The 22,757-nt window shown below is 64.5% G+C and carries 19 protein-coding genes; 10 read left to right on the top strand and 9 right to left on the bottom strand.

All coding sequences use genetic code 11. The features are described 5' to 3' along the window. Window positions 1-86: 86 nt before the first annotated feature. Complete coding sequence (locus ACVW17_RS03725; RefSeq protein ID WP_456750520.1) at window positions 87-1,001, bottom strand: LysR family transcriptional regulator; 915 nt, start codon at window positions 999-1,001, stop codon at window positions 87-89. A gap of 125 nt (window positions 1,002-1,126) precedes the next feature. On the opposite strand from ACVW17_RS03725, the gene leuC reads away from it, so the two are divergent. The 5 genes from leuC (at window position 1,127) to ACVW17_RS03700 (ending at window position 7,151) form a co-directional block, all read left to right on the top strand. Then, window positions 1,127-2,548 carry a 3-isopropylmalate dehydratase large subunit gene (gene leuC, locus ACVW17_RS03720; RefSeq protein ID WP_456750519.1) on the top strand — a complete coding sequence of 474 codons (1,422 nt, stop codon included), beginning with the start codon at window positions 1,127-1,129 and terminating at the stop codon, window positions 2,546-2,548. Between the two features lie 93 nt (window positions 2,549-2,641). Next, window positions 2,642-3,154, top strand: coding sequence for a 3-isopropylmalate dehydratase small subunit (gene leuD, locus ACVW17_RS03715; RefSeq protein WP_456796787.1), 513 nt, complete (start codon window positions 2,642-2,644; stop codon window positions 3,152-3,154). 55 nt (window positions 3,155-3,209) lie between these two features. Then, window positions 3,210-4,544 (top strand): 2-hydroxycarboxylate transporter family protein, encoded by a 1,335-nt coding sequence (locus ACVW17_RS03710; RefSeq protein ID WP_456750517.1) that lies wholly within the window; start codon window positions 3,210-3,212, stop codon window positions 4,542-4,544. Window positions 4,545-4,583: 39 nt separating this feature from the next. Further along, entirely contained in the window at window positions 4,584-5,807 is a 1,224-nt protein-coding gene (locus ACVW17_RS03705; protein WP_456750516.1) for a mannonate dehydratase, read from the top strand. Window positions 5,808-5,891: 84 nt separating this feature from the next. Beyond that, entirely contained in the window at window positions 5,892-7,151 is a 1,260-nt protein-coding gene (locus tag ACVW17_RS03700) for a lipase family protein (protein WP_456750515.1), read from the top strand. A 284-nt stretch (window positions 7,152-7,435) separates the two neighbouring features. On the opposite strand, the gene ACVW17_RS03695 is transcribed toward ACVW17_RS03700, so the two are convergent. The 3 genes from ACVW17_RS03695 to ACVW17_RS03685 all read right to left on the bottom strand — a co-directional run bounded on the left by ACVW17_RS03695 (window position 7,436) and on the right by ACVW17_RS03685 (window position 12,169). Continuing rightward, a complete protein-coding gene (locus ACVW17_RS03695) occupies window positions 7,436-8,239 on the bottom strand; it encodes a hypothetical protein (protein ID WP_456750514.1) in 804 nt (267 codons plus the stop codon). After that, window positions 8,220-10,421 (bottom strand): AAA family ATPase, encoded by a 2,202-nt coding sequence (locus ACVW17_RS03690; RefSeq protein WP_456796786.1) that lies wholly within the window; start codon window positions 10,419-10,421, stop codon window positions 8,220-8,222. Before ACVW17_RS03690 ends, ACVW17_RS03695 begins: the two co-directional genes overlap by 20 nt. Window positions 10,422-10,525: 104 nt before the next feature. Continuing rightward, window positions 10,526-12,169 carry a hypothetical protein gene (locus tag ACVW17_RS03685; protein WP_456796785.1) on the bottom strand — a complete coding sequence of 548 codons (1,644 nt, stop codon included), beginning with the start codon at window positions 12,167-12,169 and terminating at the stop codon, window positions 10,526-10,528. 737 nt (window positions 12,170-12,906) lie between these two features. Between ACVW17_RS03685 and ACVW17_RS03680 the strand changes: the two genes are divergently transcribed. Both ACVW17_RS03680 and ACVW17_RS03675 read left to right on the top strand, forming a co-directional pair. Then, complete coding sequence (locus ACVW17_RS03680) at window positions 12,907-13,116, top strand: DUF2945 domain-containing protein (RefSeq protein ID WP_456750512.1); 210 nt, start codon at window positions 12,907-12,909, stop codon at window positions 13,114-13,116. Between the two features lie 11 nt (window positions 13,117-13,127). Further along, the gene (locus ACVW17_RS03675; RefSeq protein WP_456750511.1) at window positions 13,128-13,676 is read left to right on the top strand and encodes a DUF488 domain-containing protein; all 549 of its coding nucleotides are present in this window, start codon (window positions 13,128-13,130) and stop codon (window positions 13,674-13,676) included. Window positions 13,677-13,710: 34 nt separating this feature from the next. Here ACVW17_RS03675 and ACVW17_RS03670 read toward each other — a convergent pair whose 3' ends face one another. Next, window positions 13,711-14,865, bottom strand: a complete 1,155-nt coding sequence (locus tag ACVW17_RS03670) for a caspase family protein (protein WP_456796784.1) — start codon at window positions 14,863-14,865, stop codon at window positions 13,711-13,713. A gap of 73 nt (window positions 14,866-14,938) precedes the next feature. Further along, on the bottom strand, window positions 14,939-16,171 hold the full coding sequence (locus ACVW17_RS03665) for a hypothetical protein (RefSeq protein WP_456750509.1): 1,233 nt from the start codon (window positions 16,169-16,171) through the stop codon (window positions 14,939-14,941). A gap of 205 nt (window positions 16,172-16,376) precedes the next feature. On the opposite strand from ACVW17_RS03665, the gene glf reads away from it, so the two are divergent. Next, window positions 16,377-17,585, top strand: coding sequence for a UDP-galactopyranose mutase (glf, locus tag ACVW17_RS03660; protein WP_456750508.1), 1,209 nt, complete (start codon window positions 16,377-16,379; stop codon window positions 17,583-17,585). 64 nt (window positions 17,586-17,649) lie between these two features. Next, window positions 17,650-18,921, top strand: a complete 1,272-nt coding sequence (locus tag ACVW17_RS03655) for a serine hydrolase domain-containing protein (RefSeq protein WP_456750507.1) — start codon at window positions 17,650-17,652, stop codon at window positions 18,919-18,921. Between the two features lie 101 nt (window positions 18,922-19,022). Here the strand turns inward: ACVW17_RS03655 and ACVW17_RS03650 are convergent, their stop codons facing one another. Continuing rightward, window positions 19,023-19,310: a hypothetical protein gene (locus tag ACVW17_RS03650; RefSeq protein ID WP_456750506.1), complete on the bottom strand. Its 288-nt coding sequence runs from the start codon at window positions 19,308-19,310 to the stop codon at window positions 19,023-19,025. Window positions 19,311-19,752: 442 nt separating this feature from the next. Here ACVW17_RS03650 and ACVW17_RS03645 point away from each other — a divergent pair, with 442 nt between their 5' ends. Continuing rightward, a complete protein-coding gene (locus ACVW17_RS03645; RefSeq protein ID WP_456750505.1) occupies window positions 19,753-21,054 on the top strand; it encodes a PQQ-dependent sugar dehydrogenase in 1,302 nt (433 codons plus the stop codon). A 14-nt stretch (window positions 21,055-21,068) separates the two neighbouring features. Here ACVW17_RS03645 and ACVW17_RS03640 read toward each other — a convergent pair whose 3' ends face one another. Both ACVW17_RS03640 and ACVW17_RS03635 read right to left on the bottom strand, forming a co-directional pair. Beyond that, on the bottom strand, window positions 21,069-21,923 hold the full coding sequence (locus ACVW17_RS03640) for an alpha/beta fold hydrolase (RefSeq protein WP_456750504.1): 855 nt from the start codon (window positions 21,921-21,923) through the stop codon (window positions 21,069-21,071). Between the two features lie 39 nt (window positions 21,924-21,962). Next, window positions 21,963-22,667 (bottom strand): alpha/beta fold hydrolase, encoded by a 705-nt coding sequence (locus tag ACVW17_RS03635; RefSeq protein ID WP_456750503.1) that lies wholly within the window; start codon window positions 22,665-22,667, stop codon window positions 21,963-21,965. Between the last annotated feature and the right edge of the window lie 90 nt (window positions 22,668-22,757).

Below are 22,757 nucleotides of genomic sequence, written 5' to 3'. Positions count from 1 at the left end.
TGGTTTTACGCGATGGGATTGCGTCAGCGCTTCGCAGGGATCGATCTTGCGCTCGAGTAGCGCTCGGGACCGGCCACGCGAGAAAGCTAGCGCCCGTTTTTCTCGATGTGTCGCCAGAATGCCTCTGCGGCCTGTGCCAAGCGAAGCTTCGGCCGGAAGATGTGGATTTCGATAGGCACGAACCATTCCTGTCCACCTGCCGCGACGATGTCGCCTGAGGCAAGCTGATCGCTGATCAGGCTTTCAGGCAACCATGCCATGCCGCGGCCCGCCTGAACCATCGTCACTAACAGCTTCGCCAGATGTGAGGTGAATGTTGTACGCAGGTGCGCTTGCACCGGCGACCTTGTGCGGACCGCTTCGAGGATCCGTCCCATGCCGGATTCAGGGCGGAAGCTGAGGAATTCAACCGGCGCGCTGTCGCTTCCGGGAAGCTTGAAGCGAGGCTTTCGGTTACGGCGCGAAGCCGGCGCCGATGCCGGAATCAGCCGGTCGTCACCGACATGCAGCGAGCGAAAATGCGACGGCATCAGCGCTGTTGTCGCCGCAGGATGATAATGGCAGAGCAAGAAATGCGCATCCCCCGCCAGCAGGATCCGTTCACAACCTTCCATGTGATTAGCGACGAGCTGCACGTTCGGAACAAACGAAAGCTCGGTCTCGATGCGGCGCAGCCAATCCGGAAAGAAGGTCAGTGACAGCGCGTTGGTGGAGGCGAACTTCAAGACATCGGACGCGCCGCGTGCTCGTTCCTGAGCCTCGAGGCGGCCGGCCGCCAGTCGGCGGAGGATGTCTTCGGCGGTTTGACGAAACACTTCGCCTGCCGGCGTAAGATTGACGCTATGCGTTGTGCGCTCGAGCAACGGTGCGCCGGTCCACAGCTCGAGCGCCTGTATCCTGCGACTTAGGGCGGGTTGCGAGCAATTCCGCTCTTCGGCCGCTCGCGAGAAGCTGCGCGACGTGGCGACCGCAACGAAATCGTACAGCCAATTGATCTCCACGGAAGGCCTCCTCGGCAACTCCTGCGCTTATGCAGGATGTGCATAACGATATCAGAACACGACATTGGATTTCCAGCCATGCGCGCGGCACGGTCGAATGAAGAGCTTTTTCGGAGGAAAGCGCGATGGTCGCGCGCACGCTGTATGACAAGCTGATCGACGCCCACGTCGTTCGCAATCTCGATGATTCCGGTCTCGTGTTGCTCTATGTCGACCGCACCGTGCTCAACGAATATACCAGTCCTCAGGCTTTTGCCGGGCTGCGGGCGGCCGGACGCAAGGTGTGGAACCCCAAAGCTGCCCTGATGGTGGTTGACCACGTCAACCCCACCGCCGCACATCGGACCCTCGCCATGCCGGACCCGAGCGCGGCGCGACAGGTCGACTATTTCGCAGAGAACGCCAGGGACTTCGGCATCGAATATTTCGATATCCTCGACCCGCGCCAGGGCATCGAGCATGTGGTTGCTCCCGAGCAGGGGCTGGTTATGCCCGGTATGGTGATCGCTGCGGGCGACAGCCACAGCACGGCATACGGAGCCTTTGGTGCTCTCGGCTACGGCATCGGAACATCAGACATCGAGCACTATCTGGCGACCTCGACGGTCCGCTACCGCCGCCTCAAGACGATGCGCGTGCATCTGACCGGATCTATCCCGCTCGGCGTCACGCCCAAGGACATCGTAATGGAGGTCATCCGGCGGATCGGCGCCGACGGCGCGACCGGCTACGCAGTGGAGTTCAGCGGCCACGTCGTCTCGAATATGAGCGTCGAGGGCCGCATCGTGATGTCCATCATGATTGTCGAGGGCGGCGCGCGTGGTGTCGTGATCGCGCCGGATCAAAAGGTGCTGGACTATCTCAAAGGCCGCCCTCGCTCGCCGAAGGGCGAGATGTGGGAGCAAGCGGCCAAGAGCTGGCTGACACTGGCCTCGGATCCGGGCGCCCGATTCGACCGCGAGGTCGCGCTCGACGTATCGGAGGTCTCGCCACTCGTAACCTGGGGCACCAGCCCTGACCAGGCGATCGGGGTGACGGAGAACGTTCCCGATCCCGCGCAGGCTGCACCCGACCGCAAGGCGGCAGCCGCGCGTGCACTGAGCTATATGGGCCTGACGCCCGGTGTTCCTATTCAATCGGTTCCGATCGACTTCGCCTTCATCGGCTCCTGCACGAATTCGCGCATCGAAGACTTGCGCGATGCGGCCGAAATCTTTCGCGGGCGCCGTGTTGCGAACGGCGTGCGGGCGATCGTAGTGCCTGGTTCGACCCAGATCAGGGCGCAGGCGGAGGCTGAAGGCCTGGCCAAAGTGTTCACCGACGCTGGGGTTGAATGGCGGCAATCCGGCTGCTCGATGTGCCTTGCGATGAATGACGATGTGCTCAAGCCGGGCGAGCGGTGCGCATCCTCAACCAACCGCAACTTCGAAGGCCGCCAGGGGCCGGGTGCGCGCACACACCTAATGAGCCCGGCGATGGTGGCCGCGGCGGCCGTGACCGGACACATCACCGACGTGCGTCGTCTCCTGCGCGGGCCGCATCAATGAAGCCCTTCGATCAAGTGACCGGCACGGCCGCGCCCATAATGGTGCCGAACGTCGACACAGACGTCATCATAGCCGAAGATGTTCCTCAAAGGCGTGGATCGCAGCGGGCTTGGCGAGGGAGCCTTCAACCTGCTGCGCTTTAGCGCGGGCAGGCCCAATCCGGAATTCATTCTGAACCAGCAGGGCTATCGCGACGCTTGCTTTCTTGTGGTGGGTCCGAACTTCGGCTGCGGGTCGAGCCGCGAGCACGCCGTCTGGGGTCTCCAGCAACTTGGCATTCGCGCGCTGATCGGCACCAGCTTCGCGGGTATCTTCAACGACAATTGTGCCAACAACGGTCTCCTGACGATTTCGCTCGACCCCGGCGTGGTGAGCGAGCTCGCCACCGTTGTGACCGACCGCGCGCGCAATGATGTCACCATCGACCTCGCGGCGCAGACGATCCGGTTCGACCGCGGTCTCCGCTCGATCACATTCGAGATCGAGCAGGCGAGGAAGGAGGCCTTTCTGACCGGCCGCGATTTCATCGGCTCCACACTCGCCTTCGCCGACGACATCCGCGAATTCGAAGCGCGGCATCGCGCGGCAAATCCATGGATGTTTTGAATTGCAAGACCTTGGAGCCGGTCCAGTCCGCCGCGCCACAAACGAACGATAAACAGTGGAGGGACCCTTGGTAGACACGACGTATCGCCCGGTTGAGGCGCCGGAAACAGCCGCTCCGACGAGGCTCGCCGCGCTCAAGATCGGCCCGTTACCGATCGGCATCTACGTTGCTGCGATGGCCGTCTGTGCTGCTGCCGTCTATTTCAAAAAGCTGCCGAATGATGTGATCGGCGGACTGTCGGTGCTGATGCTGCTCGGCTTTCTGCTCGGCAAGCTGGGCCAGACAATACCCGTCCTGAAGCAAATCGGTGGTACTGCGATTCTCTGTCTGTTCGTTCCAGCAGCCTTGGTGAGCTACGGTCTGATGCCGGATGAAGCCCTGAAGGCAATCACGACCACGTTTCGCACCGCCAATTTTCAATATTTCTTCATTGCCTGCCTCGTCGCGGGCTCGATTCTCGGCATGCCCTATCGTGTGCTGGTTCAAGGCTTTATCCGCATGTTCGTCCCGCTCCTGATCGGGACAATTGCCGCCGTGTCCGCCGGCATCGTGGTGGGATTGCTGTTTGGCTATAGCCCGAAAGACACCTTCTTCTTCATCATCATCCCGATCGTCGGTGGCGGCCTTGCCGAAGGCGTGTTGCCGCTGTCCATTGCGTACTCGGAGATTTTGCAGCGGCCACAGGCTGACCTCGTCGCGCACATGGTGCCGGCAGCGCTGCTCGGCAACGTGGTTGCGATCGTCTGCGCCGGACTGCTCGCGCGTCTTGGCGAAACGCGCCGCGATCTCAATGGCCAGGGTATGCTGGTCAAAACCGGAGACGGCGACATCCTCGGCGAGGCGCGGCCAGACCGTCCGATCGATCTCGGGCTGCTTGGTGCCGGTATCGTGCTGTCGTGCGCGTTGTTCGTACTCGGCATGACCTTGGCACCCTTCACGGGCATTCCTGGCCCCATCATGATGATCATCGCTGCGGTGGCACTGAAGCTGACCAAGATGTTGCCGACCGAGATGGAGCTCGGCGCTTATCAGATCAACAAGTTCATGTCGACGAACCTGACCTTCGCCATCCTGGTTGCGATGGGAGCATTGCTGGTCAAATGGGAGCAGCTCGTCGCCTCGTTCAACCTTGGCTACGTCATGATCTGCACGGCCACGGTGCTGGCGATGATCTCGTCAGGATTTTACGTCGGCAGGTGGCTGAACATGTATCCCGTCGAGGCCGCGATCGTGACGGCCTGCCACTCGGGCCTCGGCGGCACCGGCGATGTTGCCATTCTCGGTGCTGCCGATCGCATGGGGTTGATGGCCTTCGCCCAGATCGCCACCCGCGTCGGCGGCGCGATCATGATCGTGATCGCAACGCTGTTGCTGAAATCGCTTTCTTGACGGCCGCGCGGCCGACTTGCCGCGCTGAAGGAGTAACGGATGGACAGGCGAGATTTTGCCAAGGCTCTGCTGGCCGGAGCCGCAGGCGCCGCGGTGTCGGTTCCTGCCATTGCGGCGCCAGGGGCAAGCAACGGGGCGGTCCCTCCGCTGCCGGTGCGTGTCAACGACAAGATCAGGCTGGGTGGCCAGCGCAACTTCGACAAGGGGCCGGTGACGTCGCGCCAGAACATGCAATGGCATCAGCGCTGGGGCATTCGATATCTCGACATCTCGCTGGAAACAAAGAGCGCGGCTCCCGACGTTTTCGGAAACGATGCGCCCAATGAAGCGGCTGTGGCGCGCGCCCAGGCGCTCGGCACCGGTATGGGAGGCGCCCGGCTTCAGCCGACCACGCGGTGGAGTCTCGAAGGCATGATGCGCATTCAGGACACTCTGCAAAAGAACGATCTAAGCTGGGAAAGCGTCCGGATGGATTCGGCGTACATCGCCATGACGCCGGGTCCGGAACGCGACCGCTACTTGGATCTGATTTGCGAGAACGTCCGCACTGCGGGTCGCGCCGGTGTCAAGATCATCAGCTACCACTGGAATCTCACCCCTATCCGCCGCAATCAGAAGGTTCCCGGCCGCGGCGGCTCGGAATATCATGCGTTCAAGCTGGAGGACAATTGGCGCGAACTGCCGCCGACACCCGCGGGTCGTGTGTCCTCCGATGAGTATTGGGAGCGCCTGCAAACCTGGGCGTCGCGCGTTATTCCGGTTGCGATCGAAAGCGGCGTCAAGATGGCCTGCCATCCCTACGATCCGGGCGGCCTGCCACGAGGCTATCTCGGCGTCGACAGCTTTGATGCCGGCGATTACGCGGCTGCGCTGCTGAAATACGAGAAGCTCTACGATTCTCCGAACAACGGCTTCCAGTACGACACCGGTGTCTCACGCGAATCGATGCCGGCCGGTGATGACCAGTTCGCGCTTCTGTACGGCTTGCTGGAGAGAAAGAAGGTTCACCAGATCCATTTCCGCAATGTACGCGGCGGTCAAAACAACTTCGTCGAGGTCTACCACGACGAGGGCGACGTGAACCTGTTCAACATCATTCGCCTGCTGCGCGACACCGGCTGGGAAGGCTCCTTGCTCGCTGATCACAGCCCCTATCACCCCGATGATCCCGGCTACGTGATGGGCTTCGCGTTCGCGAATGGCTACATTCTCGGCCTTCTCCGTGCGGCACACGAAGAGGCCGTCAGGACCGCCGCTCGATAAGGAGCCGACAATTGCGTGGGCCAAGGCAGGTGAAAAAACTCCAGGTCCCAAGGGACCGAATACTCAATATCGTGAGGTGCGGAATTGAAGTCAGCCATAACGATCGCCATCTTTGCGGTGCTGGGACTCTCTCAGGCGCATGCGGGAAGCTCCACATTGCCGATCGGTCCGCAATGGGGCGATCGGGACCTGTCTCCTTTCTATCGTTGGACCGAAGCGCTGCCGTCGCGCCCCGGCGTGATGCTGCGCGAGGAGCCGATGCCGGCCCAACCGGAAATCGCGAAAGCGTCTCTTGCTGTTCGCATTCTCTACAGTTCGACCGACCTTCGCTGGCACGCTGGAATCGTACCCGTGAGTGGAACGCTCTATCTGCCCGCCGGAGAGCCCCCCGCCGGAGGCTGGCCCCTGGTCGCCTGGGCGCACGGTACGCTGGGCATTGCGGATAGCTGCGCGCCTTCCTGGACCGGGCACAAGCCGCGCGACGCCACATACATCGAGAGATGGCTGGAGAGCGGCTTCGCTGTCGTCGCCACGGACTATCAGGGTCTCGGCGGGCCAGGACCGCATCCTTATCTCATATGGGCGGCGGAGGGGCGTTCCGTGCTCGACGCCGTCCGTGCCGCGCTTGCTGCACATGCCGACAAGATCGCGGCGAAGGTCTTCATCAGCGGCCAGTCGCAGGGGTCGGGCGCGGCTTTGGGCGCGACGACCGTCGCACCGAGCTATGCCCCCGATGTGCCGTTGCTCGCCACCGTCGCCACAGGGCTGGTGTCGACCTTTCCCGACGGCCCTTACCGGCCGGCGCAGCCTTTCAAGGTCGGCTCGCCGATTTACCTCACGCTCATGATGCTCGGCGGCTCGCTTCCCGATGAGGCGTCCCCCGTCGACAAGCTTGTGACGGAGAAAGGAAGACTGGTGCTGCGCGCGGCACGAGAGAGCTGTACCGGCGAGATGCGCGCGATCGCAAAGAAGGAAGGCATCACGGCGGATAACGCCTATGTTGAACCGATTGGGAAGGTTGAGGCGAGCTTTCCGTCGCCGACGGACATGAGGCCGGTGCGCCTGCCGGTGCCTGTTCTGCTTGGCACGGGTCTCGCTGATTCCGTGCTGCCGCCGATCCGGCAATATGCCGCCGTGGCTGCCTTGTGCTCGGCCGGCAATGACGTGATGTGGAAGACTTATGCCGGCGTCACCCACAATGGCACCGTGAACGCTGCTTTCCCGGATGCTGTTGCGTTTCTCAACGAGGTGCTTGCGGGTGGCAAGCGGCAGGGCAATTGCGCGGGCATCGCCGAGCCAGGGCTTCCGACTGATCCGGCACAGGGCATACCTTTCAATGACTGACTGCAGTCCGCGCCGGGTTGAGCAACCTTGACGCGAAACTCGGGCGTGGGTTCAAACAGTCGGCCTTCGTGTGGTCGGCTCGAGAAATTCCTTGTTTTTCACGGGGGAGCGAGTGGCACTTTCCGCCATGATGCCGCCGCTCACGCCACCCTAGCAAGGACAAACAAAGGTTCCCGTGTCGGTGGTTGCGTGTGATTCCCTCCCTGGGCACCACGTTTCGCCCTAGCGGGCTCCGCGCGGCGGAGCCGTGCAGATCACAGCGGTGAAGCGGCGGACTTAGCGTCCTACCGATAGTCCTTGTTGTCGATCACCTTGCCGTCCTTGCCGCCGCCGGCGTCGGTCGGCATGCATTCGACCTGCACGAGGTCGGGATAGAGCTCCCAGGTTCGCACCAGGAATTTCCTGCGGATACCGTAGGAGGTGATGATGCAGCGGTTCAATACCGGGCTGACCGCCGCGGCGACGTAGCCGGGATAGAACAGCGAGCCGTGATGCAGCACGCTCCAGATCTCGTTGAACCAGGTCGCGCGCACCCGGAAGGTCACGGTGTTCTGCTCGGTGCAGGGCAGCGTCTCGCAACCGTAGACCTCGTGGACTTCCTGGCCTTCGGTCTGCGAACTGGAGAGATTCTGCGAGTTGGAAAGATAGAGCTGCTCGTCGTGCTGAACCGTGGCGAGGTACCAGGGCAAGGTCACGGCGACCGTTGCCGCGCCATAGATGAGGTAGCAGACGGCGATCGTTGCGAGGATCATGATTCCGCCGCGCGCCTTGCTGAATTCCGGATCGCCATAGGCGTCCTTGGCGTAGACGCAGCGCGCCCACAGCGCCCGGTAGCCGGCGAACGCCCAGCGCAGGAAGCGGTAGATCCGCCAGGTCACCGGCGCGATCAGCTGCAGGTAGATCCAGCCGCAGGAGCGGACGAACTGCGACCAGAACCGGCCGAGCATGGTCAATTCGCGGTGCGCGCGCCCGAGATCGGACTGGTCGTAGGACTTCTTGGCCTCATAGGCCTTGGTCTTGAAGTCGGACAGCGTCTTGTCGATGCCGTGCAGCAACGCATCAGCGTCGTTATGCGGCTTTTCGGTCATGGGCGATCCAGTTCGACGTGAAATTGCGGCTCGCGGCATCGAAGCCGATGTCGAGCGTCCCGCTGAAGGCGGCATCCGCCATCGTCTTCTCGACGATCATGGCCTCGATGCGCTTGATGCGCCCGGGCAGCCCGCGGGCTCCGATCTCGGGCGAATAGGTCTTGTCGCAGAACTCGCGCAACTGGGCCTCGGGGAAGCGTACCTCGATCGATTGCGCCGCATAGAAGGCGTTGATGCGCGAGATTTCGCGGAACACGATCTTCTCGATCGTCTCCATGTTGAGCTTGTGGAACAGGATGATGTTCTCGCGTCCCTCGAAGCGGTTCAGGAATTCGGTCCGGAACGACTTCTTGAGGTCGCGGATGGTGAGTTCATAGGCCTCTTCCTGGGTCAGATCGCCGGGACCGGTGCCGACCCGCAGCGCATGGTCCGCGCCGATATTGGTGGTCATCGGCATCACCACGTCGCCGAACTCGACCTTGCGGCCCAGATTGTCGCGGCAGCGGCCGTCGTCGAGGATGTTGAGGCAGATGTTGAAGATGTCGGGATGGGCCTTCTCGATCTCGTCCCACAGCATGACCTGATACGGATTGGCCCGCACCGAGTTGGTCATCTCGCCGCCGGCCGCGAAGCCGTCATAGCCCGGAGGCGCGCCGATCAGCTTGGTGACGTCGTTCTTCTCCATGAACTCGCCCATGTCGTAGCGGTTCAGCGCCTTGTCGGTGTCGAACAGCGCCTCCGCCAATCCCTTGGAGACCTCGGTCTTACCGACGCCGCTGGCGCCGCAGAACAGGAACGGCAGCGGCTTGTCGGTGCGCCTGCCGCGCCGCCAGACCTTGACCGCACGATCGACATGATCGAGCACCGCGTCCTGGCCGAACACGCGCCGCTTCAGCGAGCCGTGCAGATTGAGCAGCTTGACGGCGTCGTTCTGCTTCAGCTTGGAGGCGTCGATGCCGGAGATCAGCGAAAACTCGTCGATCACCATGTCTGCGGTGAACAGCAGCCGGTCGTTGATCTCCTTGGTGACGGCCTTGTATTTCACCCGGTTCTCGTCGACGGCCGCCTGGGTCCGCGCGATCTCGCCGCGCAGCTGGAGAATTTCGGGCGTCGCATAGCCGGACGCCCTGGCGATCAGGTCGAAGTCGGCATCGCCGGCGGAGGCCTTGCCCGCGGGCTCGTCGAGGTGGCGCTTCTTCTCCTCTTCCTCGAGGGTGCGCAGCTGGGCCTCCATGTGCGCGATCGACTTCTCGCCCTCGCGTTGCGCCGCGTAATAGCCCTTGATTCTGGCCTGGTGTTCGGCGAACTCGGCCTTGTGGCGGGCGATGGCCGCGCGCACGGTGGCGGCCTTTTCCTCGTTTCCGGAAGCCGATCCGCCGGCCGTGAGGCGCGCGAGCTCGGCTTCGAGCTCCGCGAGCAGCGGCGGCGTCGAATGCGCCCGCAACAGATAGCGCGCCATGCCGCGGTCGAGCAGGGTGCGGGTGCGCGCGGGCTGCGCCGCGGTGAGGCCGGTGTCGAGCGAGCGGTACTTGCTCGACATGTCGATCGCCGCCCTGACCGCCGCCGGATCGATCCGGACCCCGTAATTCTCCTCGAGGTCCTTGGCGCCATGCAGCGCGATCTCCTCGAGTTCGGCGCCGACCGGCTCGGTCAGGTCCATCAGCGTGAAGTGATCGCGGAAGTCGGAATGACATTTGAGGACCTGGGTCAGGTCGGCCTCGCGCACCTCGAGGAAGACCTGGGTCTTCTTCGCCTTCACCATCGCGGTCAACGCGTTGACAATGTGCATCAGCCCGCTGTTGCGCAGCGCATCGATCAGGTCGAGCGTGTCCTCGACGATCAGGACGCTGTCGGGCGTGCGGTTCAACCTCGCGAAGATGGTCTTGAACTGCTTGACGATGGCGTCGTTGTCGCCGAGGCCGAACAGGCCGTCGGTGTCGAGCCAGAACAGCCGCTTGTTGACGATGTCGAACGGCGCGTCGGGGTCGGCCTTGCGCGCCTGCAGCGCCTGCGCCAGCGTGGTGATGCCGACGCCGCTCGGACCGGACACGATCACGCTGTTGGCCTCCATCCGCGTCAGGATGGTGCACAGTTCCTCGAACTTGTCCGCGCAGCCGACCAGCTTGAAGTTCTTGCGCTCGGCGAGCTTCTCGCTTCCGGTGATCAGGAAGTTGTCGGCCATTGGGATGTCCATCGGTCAGGCTTGCACATCAAGGAGGCTTGCACATCAAGGAGGCTTGCACATCAAGAAGGCCGGACCGGCCGTGCCGGTCCGGCAGGCGGGCCTCAGATCTGCCCGAACGTGATCTCCTTGTCGTCGACCGGTTTCGGCGTCGCGGCAGCGGCCGGCGCGCCGGCATCCTTGGCGTCCATGCCGATGCTCTCCTGCAGCCGCGCCCGGACGGTCGCGGTGACGTCGCTGAGCTCTCCGAGCCGGCTCTGGATGTTGGAGAGCCCGTCTTCCCGCAGCTTGTTGGCGGCCTGCAGCGATTCGGCGATGTTCGACATCGACTCGACCTTCTCCATGATCCGCTTGGATGCCTCGTCGACCTGCAGCGCCTGGCGGATGACCTCCTTGTTGGCGACGTCGTCGCTCACCGCATTCATCGCCCGCATCGAATCGCGCACGCTCTCCGAGGCCTCGTTGAGCGCCGAGTTGTTGAGTGCCTGGATGGTGGTGTTCAGGCTGGTGGCGACGCTCGCGATGCCGTCGCTGGAGAGCTCGCGCAAATTGACATTCTGCTTGCCGAGCGCGTCGTGGAAGGTGTTGGCGTCGACCGCGTCCTTTTCGAGATCGGCCACGGTCTTCTTGGTGCCGCGGCCGCTGTCCAGCAGCGCGGTGACGTGGCGCTCGAAATCGTTCTTCTTGCGCTCGCGCTCGAGGCGGGCGAGCGTATCCTCGCCGTCCTTTGCGGTCGACAGCGCCTGCACCTTCTCCTTGTTCGCGGTGCAGGCGAGGTCGATGCCCTTGTCGAGGATCGCGACCACGGTGATCATCTGCGAGTTGATCTTGACCAGCTTGTCGGCTTGCCCCTCGATGCCGCCGAGCTCGTCGCGCAATTCCGAGACCGTGACCTGCGACTTGTCGATGTAGTCGAGCGCCGCCTTGATGATGCCCTCGACGCGCTTGACGTGCTCGGGGCCGGAGATGTCGAGCATCTTGCGGACCTGGTCCTTCTCGGCCTTGAACTTGCCCTGCTTGGCGTCGTGCTCGGCCTTCTCCGTGACGATCGCCTGCGCCTTGTCGCGGCAGCTCTTCAGGGCCTCGATCCCCTTGGCGATCAGCAGTTCCTTGGCGGCGATTTCGGCCTGCGCGGATTTCTTGATGCCGCCGAACAGGCCGGTCTGGGTCTTCAGCTGCGCGATGTCGCGATCGAGCTTGTCCTTGTCGGAGTTGATCTGCCGCGCTTCGGACTCGACCTTCGCGGTACGGCGCTCCCACTCGGCCTCGCGCTTGCGATCCTCCTCGATCTCCGCGAAGGTATCCAGCACGACATTGTCGCCGGCGGTGCGCAGCGTGTAGAGCGCATCGAGATTGTCGACCAGCGGCCGGATCATCTCGCGGAAATCGAGCACGCCCTTGTTCATGTCGGCGAAGGTCTGCTTCATCTTGGCGAACACGGTCGTCGACGACAGCTCGATCAGCTTGCGTTGCATCAGCGTGCGCTGCTGCGCCAGATATTCCTTGTAGCTCTCGAGCTGCTTGATCGAGGCCTTGCACTCCTCCGCGAGGTCCGGCGAGAGCAGCGCTCCGATCTGGCGGCTGCGCTCTTCCGGCGCGGCATCGGGATTGAACACGATCTTGGCGACCGGATTGGCCGTGATGTCGACCGGGGCTGCCTGCGCCGCCTGCTTCGGCGCCATCCGCGCCTTGACGGCCTCATTGAGCGCGGTCGATTCGGCGAGCTTCGGGGATGCAGAGGTAGACATTGCAGTCGTCTCCTGGTCTGGCGGTTCCAAAAGGGAGCCGCTTGGGCAGCGCGGGCGTGAACGCCGCGCTGCGCGAAAAAATCGTCCTTAGGCAGCTAACATGAGAAATCCGGCCGATGCGGAAACTAGATGCAGCTCCTCAGCCGCACAACCATAGGGAGGCCCAAATCGAGCGGTTAACCAAACCAAGTCGCGACATTGTTTACGCATCGTTCTGCGGTTGCTGAGTGTTTCAGCCCGGAAGGAAGCTCATTGATTCATTTCGCTGGCTGATTTGTCCGCTTCGCGCCCTGTCCGGTTCGATTGAATCTTCGCGGGCCGGTCCTGAACTGATCATGGGTTGATCTGAGGCACACTTTGCGTTGGTCACCCAGGAGATGCGCTCTCGCCTTGTCGCCCGCAAGGGTCGACAGCGATTTGAAGTGAAGTCGGCGTGGCGCGCGGAAGCCGCGCGCCCAGAGCCTAAATATTTGAAACAGCTTCGGAAATGACCTCTTTATCCGGCTTTCGTCGACCGGTTGTCGACGCGAGAAAATCGCAGCGAGTTCAATGATATGCGGGTTCGAGATTTTATTTTGAATGGCGCATCATCGATGTCACGGCCGCCGTTTGGTGACAGGCGCGAGGGGCAGGAACCTGCATCGGATCCGCCGATTGTCGGGAAGCCAGATATGTCGGGGCGGTTAGGTTGGCCCGCCACGGCGGCCGGCATGCTCGATCAAGCTGGAGCGTACGACATGGCCAGGAGATTCAAGGTCGGCGATCACGTCGGATGGAATTCCGAGGCCGGCCGGGTCTCGGGCACCATCATCGCGGTTCACACCAGCGATTTCGATTACAAGGGTCACACGCATCGCGCCTCGGAGGCCGAGCCGCAATACGAGATCAAGAGCGACAAGACCGATCACGTCGCGGCCCATAAGGGCAGCGCTCTCCGACATGTGTAGCCGAGGGCGGCGTGGCGCTTCCGTTCTTCACGATCGGCCATTCCAACCGCGATCTTGAGGATTTCGTTGCGCTCCTCACCGAGGCCGAGATCGACCGTGTCGTCGACATCAGGACGGTGCCGAGGTCGCGAACCAATCCGCAGTTCAACAAGGACACGCTGCCCAAGCCGCTGGCCGCCGCGGGCATTTCGTATGAGCATTTGGCCGATCTTGGCGGGCTCCGCGGCAAGGCGCGCAGCGTGCCATCGTCCGTCAACGGCTTCTGGAGCAACGAGAGCTTTCACAATTATGCCGACTATGCGCTGTCCCCGCAGTTTCATGCGAGCCTGCAGCATCTGCGCGACCAGGGCCACCGGCAACGCTGCGCGATGATGTGCTCGGAAGCGGTGTGGTGGCGCTGCCACCGCCGCATCGTCGCCGATTATCTCATCGCGTCCGGAGAGACCGTCGTCCACATCATGGGGGAAGGGCGCCTGGAGCCCGCCCGCCTGACCGAAGGCGCCGTCGTGCAGAGCGACGGCAAGGTGGTCTATCCGGGGACGGGTGAACTGGACTTATGAGGGCGACGCCGGCCGTCGCATTGCGAAAGGCGTCTCACCCCCCGCTGCGTTTCCAGGAGCCGGTGCCGAGCTTGCCGGTGATCACGGCAATGCTGTCGCGGACTTCATAGGAGCCGGCGTCGCTGTAATTCCTCAGTCCCTTCAGCGCACGCAGCGTCCAGCGGCCGTTGACGAAGGTGACGGTGCCTTCATGGGCTTGTGCCGAGCGGAACGGCTCGGCGTGGAATTTGTAGGTGCCGTCGGCCAGGATCTGCCAGATCCAGCGCGACTGGCCGCGGCCGCTTGCCACCATGATCTCCCAGGTGCCGACCAACGCGGGATCGATCGCGCCAGCTGGGATTGCCGGCGCCGTCGGCAGTGCCGGAGCCACGGCGGCTGGCGCGGCGTTCGCCTGTTTCGCCGTCTCGGCCGGCGGCGCGCCCGCCAGATAGATCGCCTTGCGCGACAGCGAGCCGTAGACGAAGGGCTGCTGCTCGTTGCGGGTCGCCTCCATCACGTCGTCGCGGACGTTGCGGAACATGAAGGTGACCTCGACGCCCGGCGTCTCGATGTTGCGCAACAGCGCCGCGGCGAACGGGCTGTTGCGGCCGTCGCCGTCGAGCGCGGTGGTGCCGTCGCGTGCGGCATAGGCGACCAGCACGTTGCCGACCGGCTCGATGCGGCCGAGCCCGCTGGTTGTCGCCGCACGCATCGCGAGCGAGCGGCTCATCTTCGCCGCGAACGGATTGTTGCGGCAGGCATCGAGGATGACGAGGCCGAGACTTCCGGTGCTCGAGACCTGCAGCATCACGCTCTGCAGGCTGATCGCTTCATTGGCGGCGTCGGTGTCGCGCTTCAGCTCGGCATCGACCGGGATCAGCCAGTTGTCGCCGTTGATCTCCATGCCGTGACCGGCAAAATACACCGCGGCCATGTCGGCCCCGGCGGCATTGTGCCCGAACGCGATCAGGCCGCGCCGCATCTCGTCGAAGCTGCCATTGGTGATCAGCGTCACCGCGAAGCCGAGGCGCTTCAGCGCCGCGGCAATGTCGCCGGCATCGGTCGGTGGATTCGATAGCGCCGGCACGCTTTTGTAGGCGCCGTTGCCGATCACCAGCGCCACCCGCTTTCCGTCGGCCGCCGCCGGTGCGGCAAGGCCCGCGAGGGTCGCGACAACAGTCAGTCCCGAAACGAACGCGCGGCGGTTCATGCTGGACCCGATCGGAGGTGACCGGCACAGGGTATCGCAGCCGGCGCGCCGCGGCCATGGAAATGGCTGGCGGTCAGGCCGCCTGCTTCGGGGTCCAGACGCCGGCCGGCACCGGCTCGGCCGGCAGCAGATTGGCGCCGGCGGCACCCGCGATCGACATCGTGATCTCGTGGATGTCCTGCACCGAGCGCTGCATCGAGAAGCGCGGATAGAGTTCGCGCATCGTGGTCGCGGTCGCCGCCTGCGCGCTTGCGGGATCGGTCAGCACGGCCTCGACGGCGGCGGCGATGCTCGTCGTCTCCCGACCGAAGCTGTAGGGCGCGAGATGCGGCATCTCCCTGGTCGAGAAGCGGTTGGCGTCGAACACCGGCACGGTGCCGGCGCCGAGCGCGAAGAACACCCGATCGTGCACCGACCCGTCGATATTGGGATTGAGCGAGACCGCGCCGAGATAGCTGCCGAGGCCTTCGCGCATCGCATCGAAGGTCATGGCGCCGAGCACGCGGGCCGGACGGCCGCTGACGTCGAGATCGCTCCAGCCGCCGCCGATGAAATCGACCGGATAGTCGGCGAGCACCGCGCCGACCTCGCGGGTGCGCACGCCCCTGGTGTAGTTGTCGAGCCGGGTCAGGATCACATTGAACAGGTCGCCGCCCGGCTTCAGATAGACCAGATGCTGCGCGGCGACGTCGACGATGATCCTGGGAAACGCGCCGCAGGTCTTGCCTTGCGCCTCGGCGATCGCGTCGAACAGCAGCGCGAACAGCTTTGGCGGCATGGTCTTGCGCCAGCTGCGCTCGAGCGCAACCGGATTCCAGCCCGACTTGGCGAAGATCAGCCGGCCGTTGCGCTGCTCCGGCGGCAGGCCGCCGAAGAAGCCGGGGTCGGGGATGCCCATATGGGTCGCGAACACGCTGCCGTTTGCGCCGAGGTGATCGCGGTTGAACGCCGCGTGGTCCGGGAACACGTAGCCATGTGCGGCATAGCGGCTCTCGAGCCCGTGACGCTTGGCGAAATAGCAGGGATGGTCGCAGAACCAGGTGAAAACGGGGATCTGCGCGACGTCCCAGAACAGCCGGCCGTCCTTGGTATGGATGTCGAGCCCGATGCCGGAGAAGCCGAGCGCCATGGTCTCGGCCTTCCGCGGCAGCAGCGCGTTGAGCCGGGCCGAGAAATCCGGCGCCAGCAGGTCGAGCATCTTGACCTCGTGCCCGAGCCGGTCGAGCTCGGCGGCCGCCATCGCGAGGATGCCGCGGAGCGAATCATAGGTGGTGTTGCTGGAATACAGGACGCAGATCACGGACATGGGGCCTCCGCGCAAAATGCTGTTGCTGCGCGCGCGGACAAATCCGGTCGCTTCGCATGCTGTCAATTGAACGGCCGAGCCGGCGGTTCCGGGCACGGAATTATCGTGGCCTTAACCAAATTCTTCGCCGGAAGTCGGCTCCAGCGCCGTTGAAGCTCCGTCGGGATGTCGCGGCGGGCTATCGCCCGGCCCGCGTGGGGGCCAGATGCAGCTTGAAAGCTTCGACGTCGTCGTGGTGGGCGCGGGCTTCTTCGGCGCCGTGATCGCCGAGCAGGTGGCGAACAAGCTCGGCCGCAGCGTCTGCGTGCTCGATCGCCGGCCGCATATCGGCGGCAACGCCTACTCGGAGCTCGATTCCGACAGCGGCGTCGAGGTGCACCGCTACGGCACCCATATCTTCCACACCAATTCCGAGACCGTCTGGCGCTATTTGCAGCGCTTCACCTATTTCACCGACTACCGGCACCGCGTCTTCACGGTGGCGAACGGCCGCGTCTATTCGATGCCGATCAACCTTGCGACGGTGTGCGCCGCGTTCGGCCGCATCATGACGCCGGACCAGGCGCGCGCGGTGATCGCGGCGGAGGCGGCGGCGCATGGCGCGGCCGGGATCGGCAATCTCGAGGACAAGGCGATCGCCTCGGTCGGCCGCACGCTCTACGATCTGTTGATCCGCGGCTATACGCAGAAGCAGTGGCAGACCGATCCGCGCGAGCTCTCCGCCGACATCATCGGCCGCCTGCCGGTCCGTCTCACCTTCGACGATCGCTACTTCGCCGACCGCTACGAGGGCATGCCGGTCGACGGCTACACCGCGATCTTCCGCCGGATGCTGGAGCATCCCAGGATCGCCGTCGAGCTCGGCGTCGACTATTTCGATGTCGCCGACCGCATCAACCCGCGGCAGCTTGTGATCTATACCGGGCCGATCGACCGCTTCTTCGGCTATGCAAGCGGCCATCTCGGCTGGCGCACCGTCGACTTCGCGCGCGAGGTGCACGACGTCGCCGATTTCCAGGGCGCTGCCGTCATCAACTATGCCGACGCCGAGGTGCCGTTCACAAGGATCCACGAGTTCAGGCACCTGCACCCGGAACGCGCGCATGCCGGGGCGCGGACCACGATCTACCGGGAATATCCCCGCTTCGCCGGCCGCAACGACGAGCCGTATTATCCGATCAACACCGCAGCCGACCGCGCCATGCTTGCCTCCTACCATGCCATGACGGCGGCGCACCCGAACGTCATCTTCGGTGGCCGGCTCGGCTCCTACAAATATCTCGACATGCACCAGGCGATCGGCGCCGCTCTGAAGACGTTCGAGCACGAGGTCGAGCCGTTCTTTACCCGGGAAGGCATGCAGCCCGCAGACACCGCCGCGCGGCGCCACGCCTTGTCGGCTTTGTCGGCGTGATCTAATCCTGCCGGTGCGGGCAGCGAACCCATAACCATCGCCCGCGATCCCCGGTGAGGAAACAATGCGAAGAATCGTCATTGCCGCGGCTGCCGCCGCCACGAGTCTTGCTTTCAACATTGCTCATGCCGCACCGCCGCTGCCGGAGGCTTCGGCGCACCAGGTCGGCTTTTCGGACCAGGGGCTGGCGCGGCTCGACGACTTCTTCGCGCGCGAGATCGCGGCCAAGCGGGTGCCCGGCGCGGTGGTGGCAATCGCGCGTGACGGCAAGCTCGTGCACTACAAGGCCTATGGCCAGCTCGACCCGGTCAAGGGCACGCCGATGCCGATCGACGCGGTGTTCGCGCTGGCGTCGATGACCAAGCCGATGGCGGCGGTCGCGGGGCTCACGTTGATGGAGCAGGGCCGGTTGCCGTTGCAGGCCAAGGTCGCCGAGTACTATCCGGCGTTTGCCGACATGAAGGTCGGCGTGCAGCAGGCCGACGGATCGCTCAAGATGGAGCCGCAGGCGCAGCCGATCTTCATCCACGATCTCTATCGCCACACCTCCGGCCTGATGTATGGCGGCCGGCCCGACAGTTCGAGCGCGCTGGCGCGGCTCTATCCCGACGGCACGGCGCCTGCGGTCGAGGGCGACACGGGGGCCTTCATCGATCGCATCACCCAGCTGCCGCTGGTGCATCAGCCCGGCACCGAGTTCGAATACGGCTTCTCGATCGACGTGCTCGGTGCGGTGGTCGAGAAGGTGTCCGGCCAGCGGCTCGGCGACTATCTCGCAGCCAACGTCTGGAAGCCGCTCGGCATGACGAACGCAACATTCCACCCGGCCGATGCCCAGCGCGCCCGGCTGGCGCGCCCCTTCCCCAACGATCCGCTCACCGGCAAGCCGCAGGCGATCAAGCTGCTCGACACGCCGACCAAATTCGACTGCGGCGGCGCCTGCTCGTTCGCCACCGTCGGCGACTATCTGCGCTTCGGGCAGATGCTGCTGAATGGCGGCGAGCTCAACGGCAAGCGCATCCTCAGCCCGAGCACCGTGCGCCTAATGACGTCGAACCATCTCGGGCCCGAGATCAAGAACAACGTCGCTGCGGTCGAGCCGCATCGCGCAGGCTTCGGCTTCGGCCTCGCGGTCGCGGTGCGGACCAGCGAGGGCCTGTCGTCGGTGCCCGGCGATCCCGGCGAGTTCACCTGGAACGGCGCCTATGGCACGCAGTTTGTTTGCGATCCGAAGGAGCGCCTCGTCGTGGTGGTGGGAACCGCAGCGCCCGGCGAGCTGCGCAAATATTATCGTGAGACCGTGCAGGACATCGTCTACGGCGCGATGGTGAAGTGAAAGCGTCCTGAGCGGCGTAATCGTCAGCAATGACGGCCGAGTGAGGAACAGCAAAAGGCCCGCCGCCCAATCCGAGCGACGGGCCTTCACTCTTGCGTGGGCTACCACTGCCGGTAGACGCCGGTCAGCGTGCCGTTGTTGTTCCCTTCAGGGCCGACGTCGCCCTGCGTCGAACTCGGCGTCGGATGGTTGGTGCCATTCATCGCGCCATACCAGCCCGGTTGAACCTGATTGTACATCACCTGCGGCTCGTAGGTCTGATAGCGCGGGCCGCCATAGTATCGCGGGCCGGGGTTCCCGTAAGGATAGTAGCCTTGCGCGAACGCACCTGCCGTCGTTGCGATCAGCGACGCGGCGGCCAGAGCCATGATCTTGGTGTTCCGTTGCATTCTTACACTCCTTGCTGGTGTCGCGACCAACGGATGCCGCGGACCGGCGTTCCTGATCTGCCATGCGGCTGACGAAGGTGAATTTGCGCGGAGGTGGGATCAGGATTTGGTGAGGGGGCTTGCGTTCCGCGGGCCGCGCCGTCGCTCTGCCCGGTAGAATGCGTAGCAGGCCCGCTATGCTTTTCCGGCTATAACGTGCCGCGGCGGGCTGCGCCCGCCGGGCCTGGAAAGCCCGGGCGCTTCGGAAAAGGAAGCCCGCCGACCGGGGCGGGCAAGGTCTCAGGGAGGAAAACGCTCTGACAAGGGAGCGTGCGGTCAGTCTCCCCGATTCGGGTGCGGCTGCGAAGATCGTATAACTACTGTCATCAGGGCCGGCATTATGCCAATGCTGCTTGCCGGCCGACAACGCGCAAGCACAAAGCGCGACCAACAGGGGAAGTACATGAGCACGTCTGGAGTTTTTGCCCGCGTCGTCGCGGCGATCGGGGCCGGCGCCGTGGCGTGGCGGCGGATGCAGGGCGCACAGCCCGCGCCCGCCTGGGGCAGCGCGCCGCAGATTCCGGCGGCGAAGTCGCAGGGCGCGATCCCGACGCTGAAGATGCCGACGGCGCGCGGCTGGGACAAGGGCCAGCTTCCGACCACAGCACCCGGACTCAAGGTGAACGCGTTTGCGTCAGGGCTCGATCATCCGCGCTGGATCAACGTGCTGCCGAACGGCGATGTGCTGATCGCCGAGGCGACGCAGATCGCGGGCACCCCGCGCAGCGTCTTCCATTATGCGATGCAGGCGACGATGCGCCGCGCCGCAGCGCTCGGCGTCAGCGCCAACCGCATCACGCTGCTGCGCGATCGCGACGGTGACGGTGTCGCCGAAAGCCGCGGTGCCTTCATGGAAGGATTGCGCCAGCCGTTCGGCATGGCGCTGATCGGCGATACCTTCTATGTCGGCAACACCGACGGCGTGGTGGCATTTCCCTACACCGCGGGCGCCGATCGCATCACTGCGGAGGGACGCAAGCTCGTCACCTTCAAGCCCGACGGGCACTGGACGCGCAGCCTGCTGCCGAGCGCCGACGGCAAGAAGCTCTATGCCGGCGTCGGCTCGCTCAGCAACATCGCGGAGAACGGCATGGAGGTCGAGCAAGGCCGTGCCGCGATCTATGAGCTCGATCTCGCCGCCGGCACCAGCCGCATCTTCGCCGGCGGCCTGCGCAATCCGGTCGGGCTCGCATGGGAGCCGAACACCAATGTGCTGTGGACCGTCGTCAACGAGCGCGACGGCATCGGCGACGAGACGCCGCCGGATTATCTGACCTCGGTGCGCGACGGCGGCTTCTACGGCTGGCCTTATTGCTACTGGGGGCAGACGGTCGATGACCGCGTGCCGCAGGATCCGGCGATGGTCGCCAGGGCGATCCAGCCGGACTACGCGCTCGGCGGCCACACTGCTTCGCTCGGCCTGTGCTGGATGCCCAGGGGCACGCTGCCCGGCTTCCCCGACGGCATGGTGATCGGCCAGCACGGCTCGTGGAATCGCTCGACGCTGTCGGGCTACAAGGTAGTGTTCGTGCCGTTCGAGAACGGCCGTCCGTCAGGGCCGGCGCGCGACATCCTGTCGGGCTTACTTGCGCCAGACGAGAAGGTGTCGTACGGCCGTCCGGTCGGCGTCGCACTCGGCCCGGACGGATCGCTGCTGGTCGCCGACGATGTCGGCAACGTGATCTGGCGCGTCACGGGCGCGTAGCGGCGCGAGGTGACTCAGCGGCTCAGGAATTCGCGGATACTCCGCGCGATTTCCGCTGCGTGCGTCTCCAGCGCGAAGTGGCCGGTGTCGAAGAACTTGACGACGGCGTTCGGATTGTCGCGCTTGAACGCTTCCGCACCCGGCGGCAGGAAGAATGGATCGTTCTTGCCCCACGCCGCGAGGAATGGCGGCTGGTGGGTGCGGAAGTAGGACTGGAAGGCCGGATAGAGCGCGACGTTGCTCTTGTAGTCGCCGAACAGATCGAGCTGCACGTCATGCGCGCCGGGCCGCGCCATGTAGTAATTGTCGAGGTTCTGTCCGTCCGGCGACACCGCCTGCGGATCCGAGGTGCCGTGGGTGTACTGCCAGCGCGTGGTCTCCGGCGTCAGGAAGGCGCGCAGCGCATCGCGGTTCACCTGCGACGGGTCCTGCCAATAGGCCTTGATCGGGCTCCAGCCGTCGCTGAGGCCTTCTTCATAGGCGTTGCCGTTCTGCGAGATGATCGCGGCGATCCGCTCCGGATGCTTGAGCGCGAGGCGGAAGCCGGTCGGCGCGCCGTAGTCGAACACATAGACCGCGTAGCGGTCGAAGCCGATTATCTCGGTGAAGCGATCGATCACGCCGGCGATGCGGTCGAAGGTGTAGCTGAACGCGTCCCGCGGCGGCATGCCGGACAGGCCGAAGCCGGGCAAGTCCGGCGCCACGATGTGAAATTTGTCCGCGAGAAGCGGGATCAGATCGCGGAACATGTGTCCCGCGGTCGGGAAGCCGTGCAGCAGCAGCAGTTTCGGCGCGCCGGGCGAACCGGCCTCGCGATAGAACACCTTGACCCCGTCGACATCGGCGGTGCGATACATGATCTCGGACATCTGTCACTCCCTGTGGCCGTGATGTGGTGGGATTTGGAATTACGGCTTGCTCTGCGCGGAGACTGCGCTGACCGCTTCCCGGATGATGTCGGTGACATGCGCCGGCGCCGTGACGATCGGCGTGTGATCGACCGGATGTGAACGCACGACAGCCTGCATCCGCGCCGCCATGCTGCGCTGGGTCTCGGGCGCGATCATCCGGTCCTCTTCGGCAACCAGGAACCAGCTCGGGACGTCCTTCCAGAGCGGACGGCCGACCGGCACGGTGATGCAGGCAGGAGAGATCGGCCGCTGCACGGCGGCGAGCACCGCGAGCTCCTCGGCGCGCGCGCCTTGCGCGAAGGCCGATGCGAAGGCGGACTCGGGCAGCCAGATCAGGCCGTTGGCATCGGGTGCGAGCTTCGGCGCGAACGGATGCGGCGGTGCGCGGTAGAACACGTCGGCGACGGTCTCGCCCTGGTCTGGCGCCAGCGCCGCGACATAGACCAGCGCCCTGACGCGTGGTGCGCGGCTCTCGGCGATCACGGCGCCGGCATAGGCATGGCCGGCCAGCACGACCGGTCCCTCGACGCGGTCGAGCGTGCGATTCAGCGCAGCGACATCGTCGGCGAGCGAGGTCAGCGGCAGCGGCGCTGCCACCGCGGTGATGCCTTCGGCGTCGAGCGCCGTGATCACCCGCGCCCAACTCGAGCCGTCGGCCCACGCGCCGTGGGCAAGCACCACGCTGACATCCTTGTTCGACATCGTCCGCTCCTCGGCTCTATCGTAACCAGTATAATTGTATTTGACAGGTTACTAGACTCATGATCCAGTGCACGTAACTTGTCAAGAGGC

The organism is Bradyrhizobium sp. USDA 4473 (genome assembly GCF_054063335.1).
Note: the sequence above shows the minus strand (reverse complement) of the source record. Positions and strands in the feature narration are given on the sequence as shown.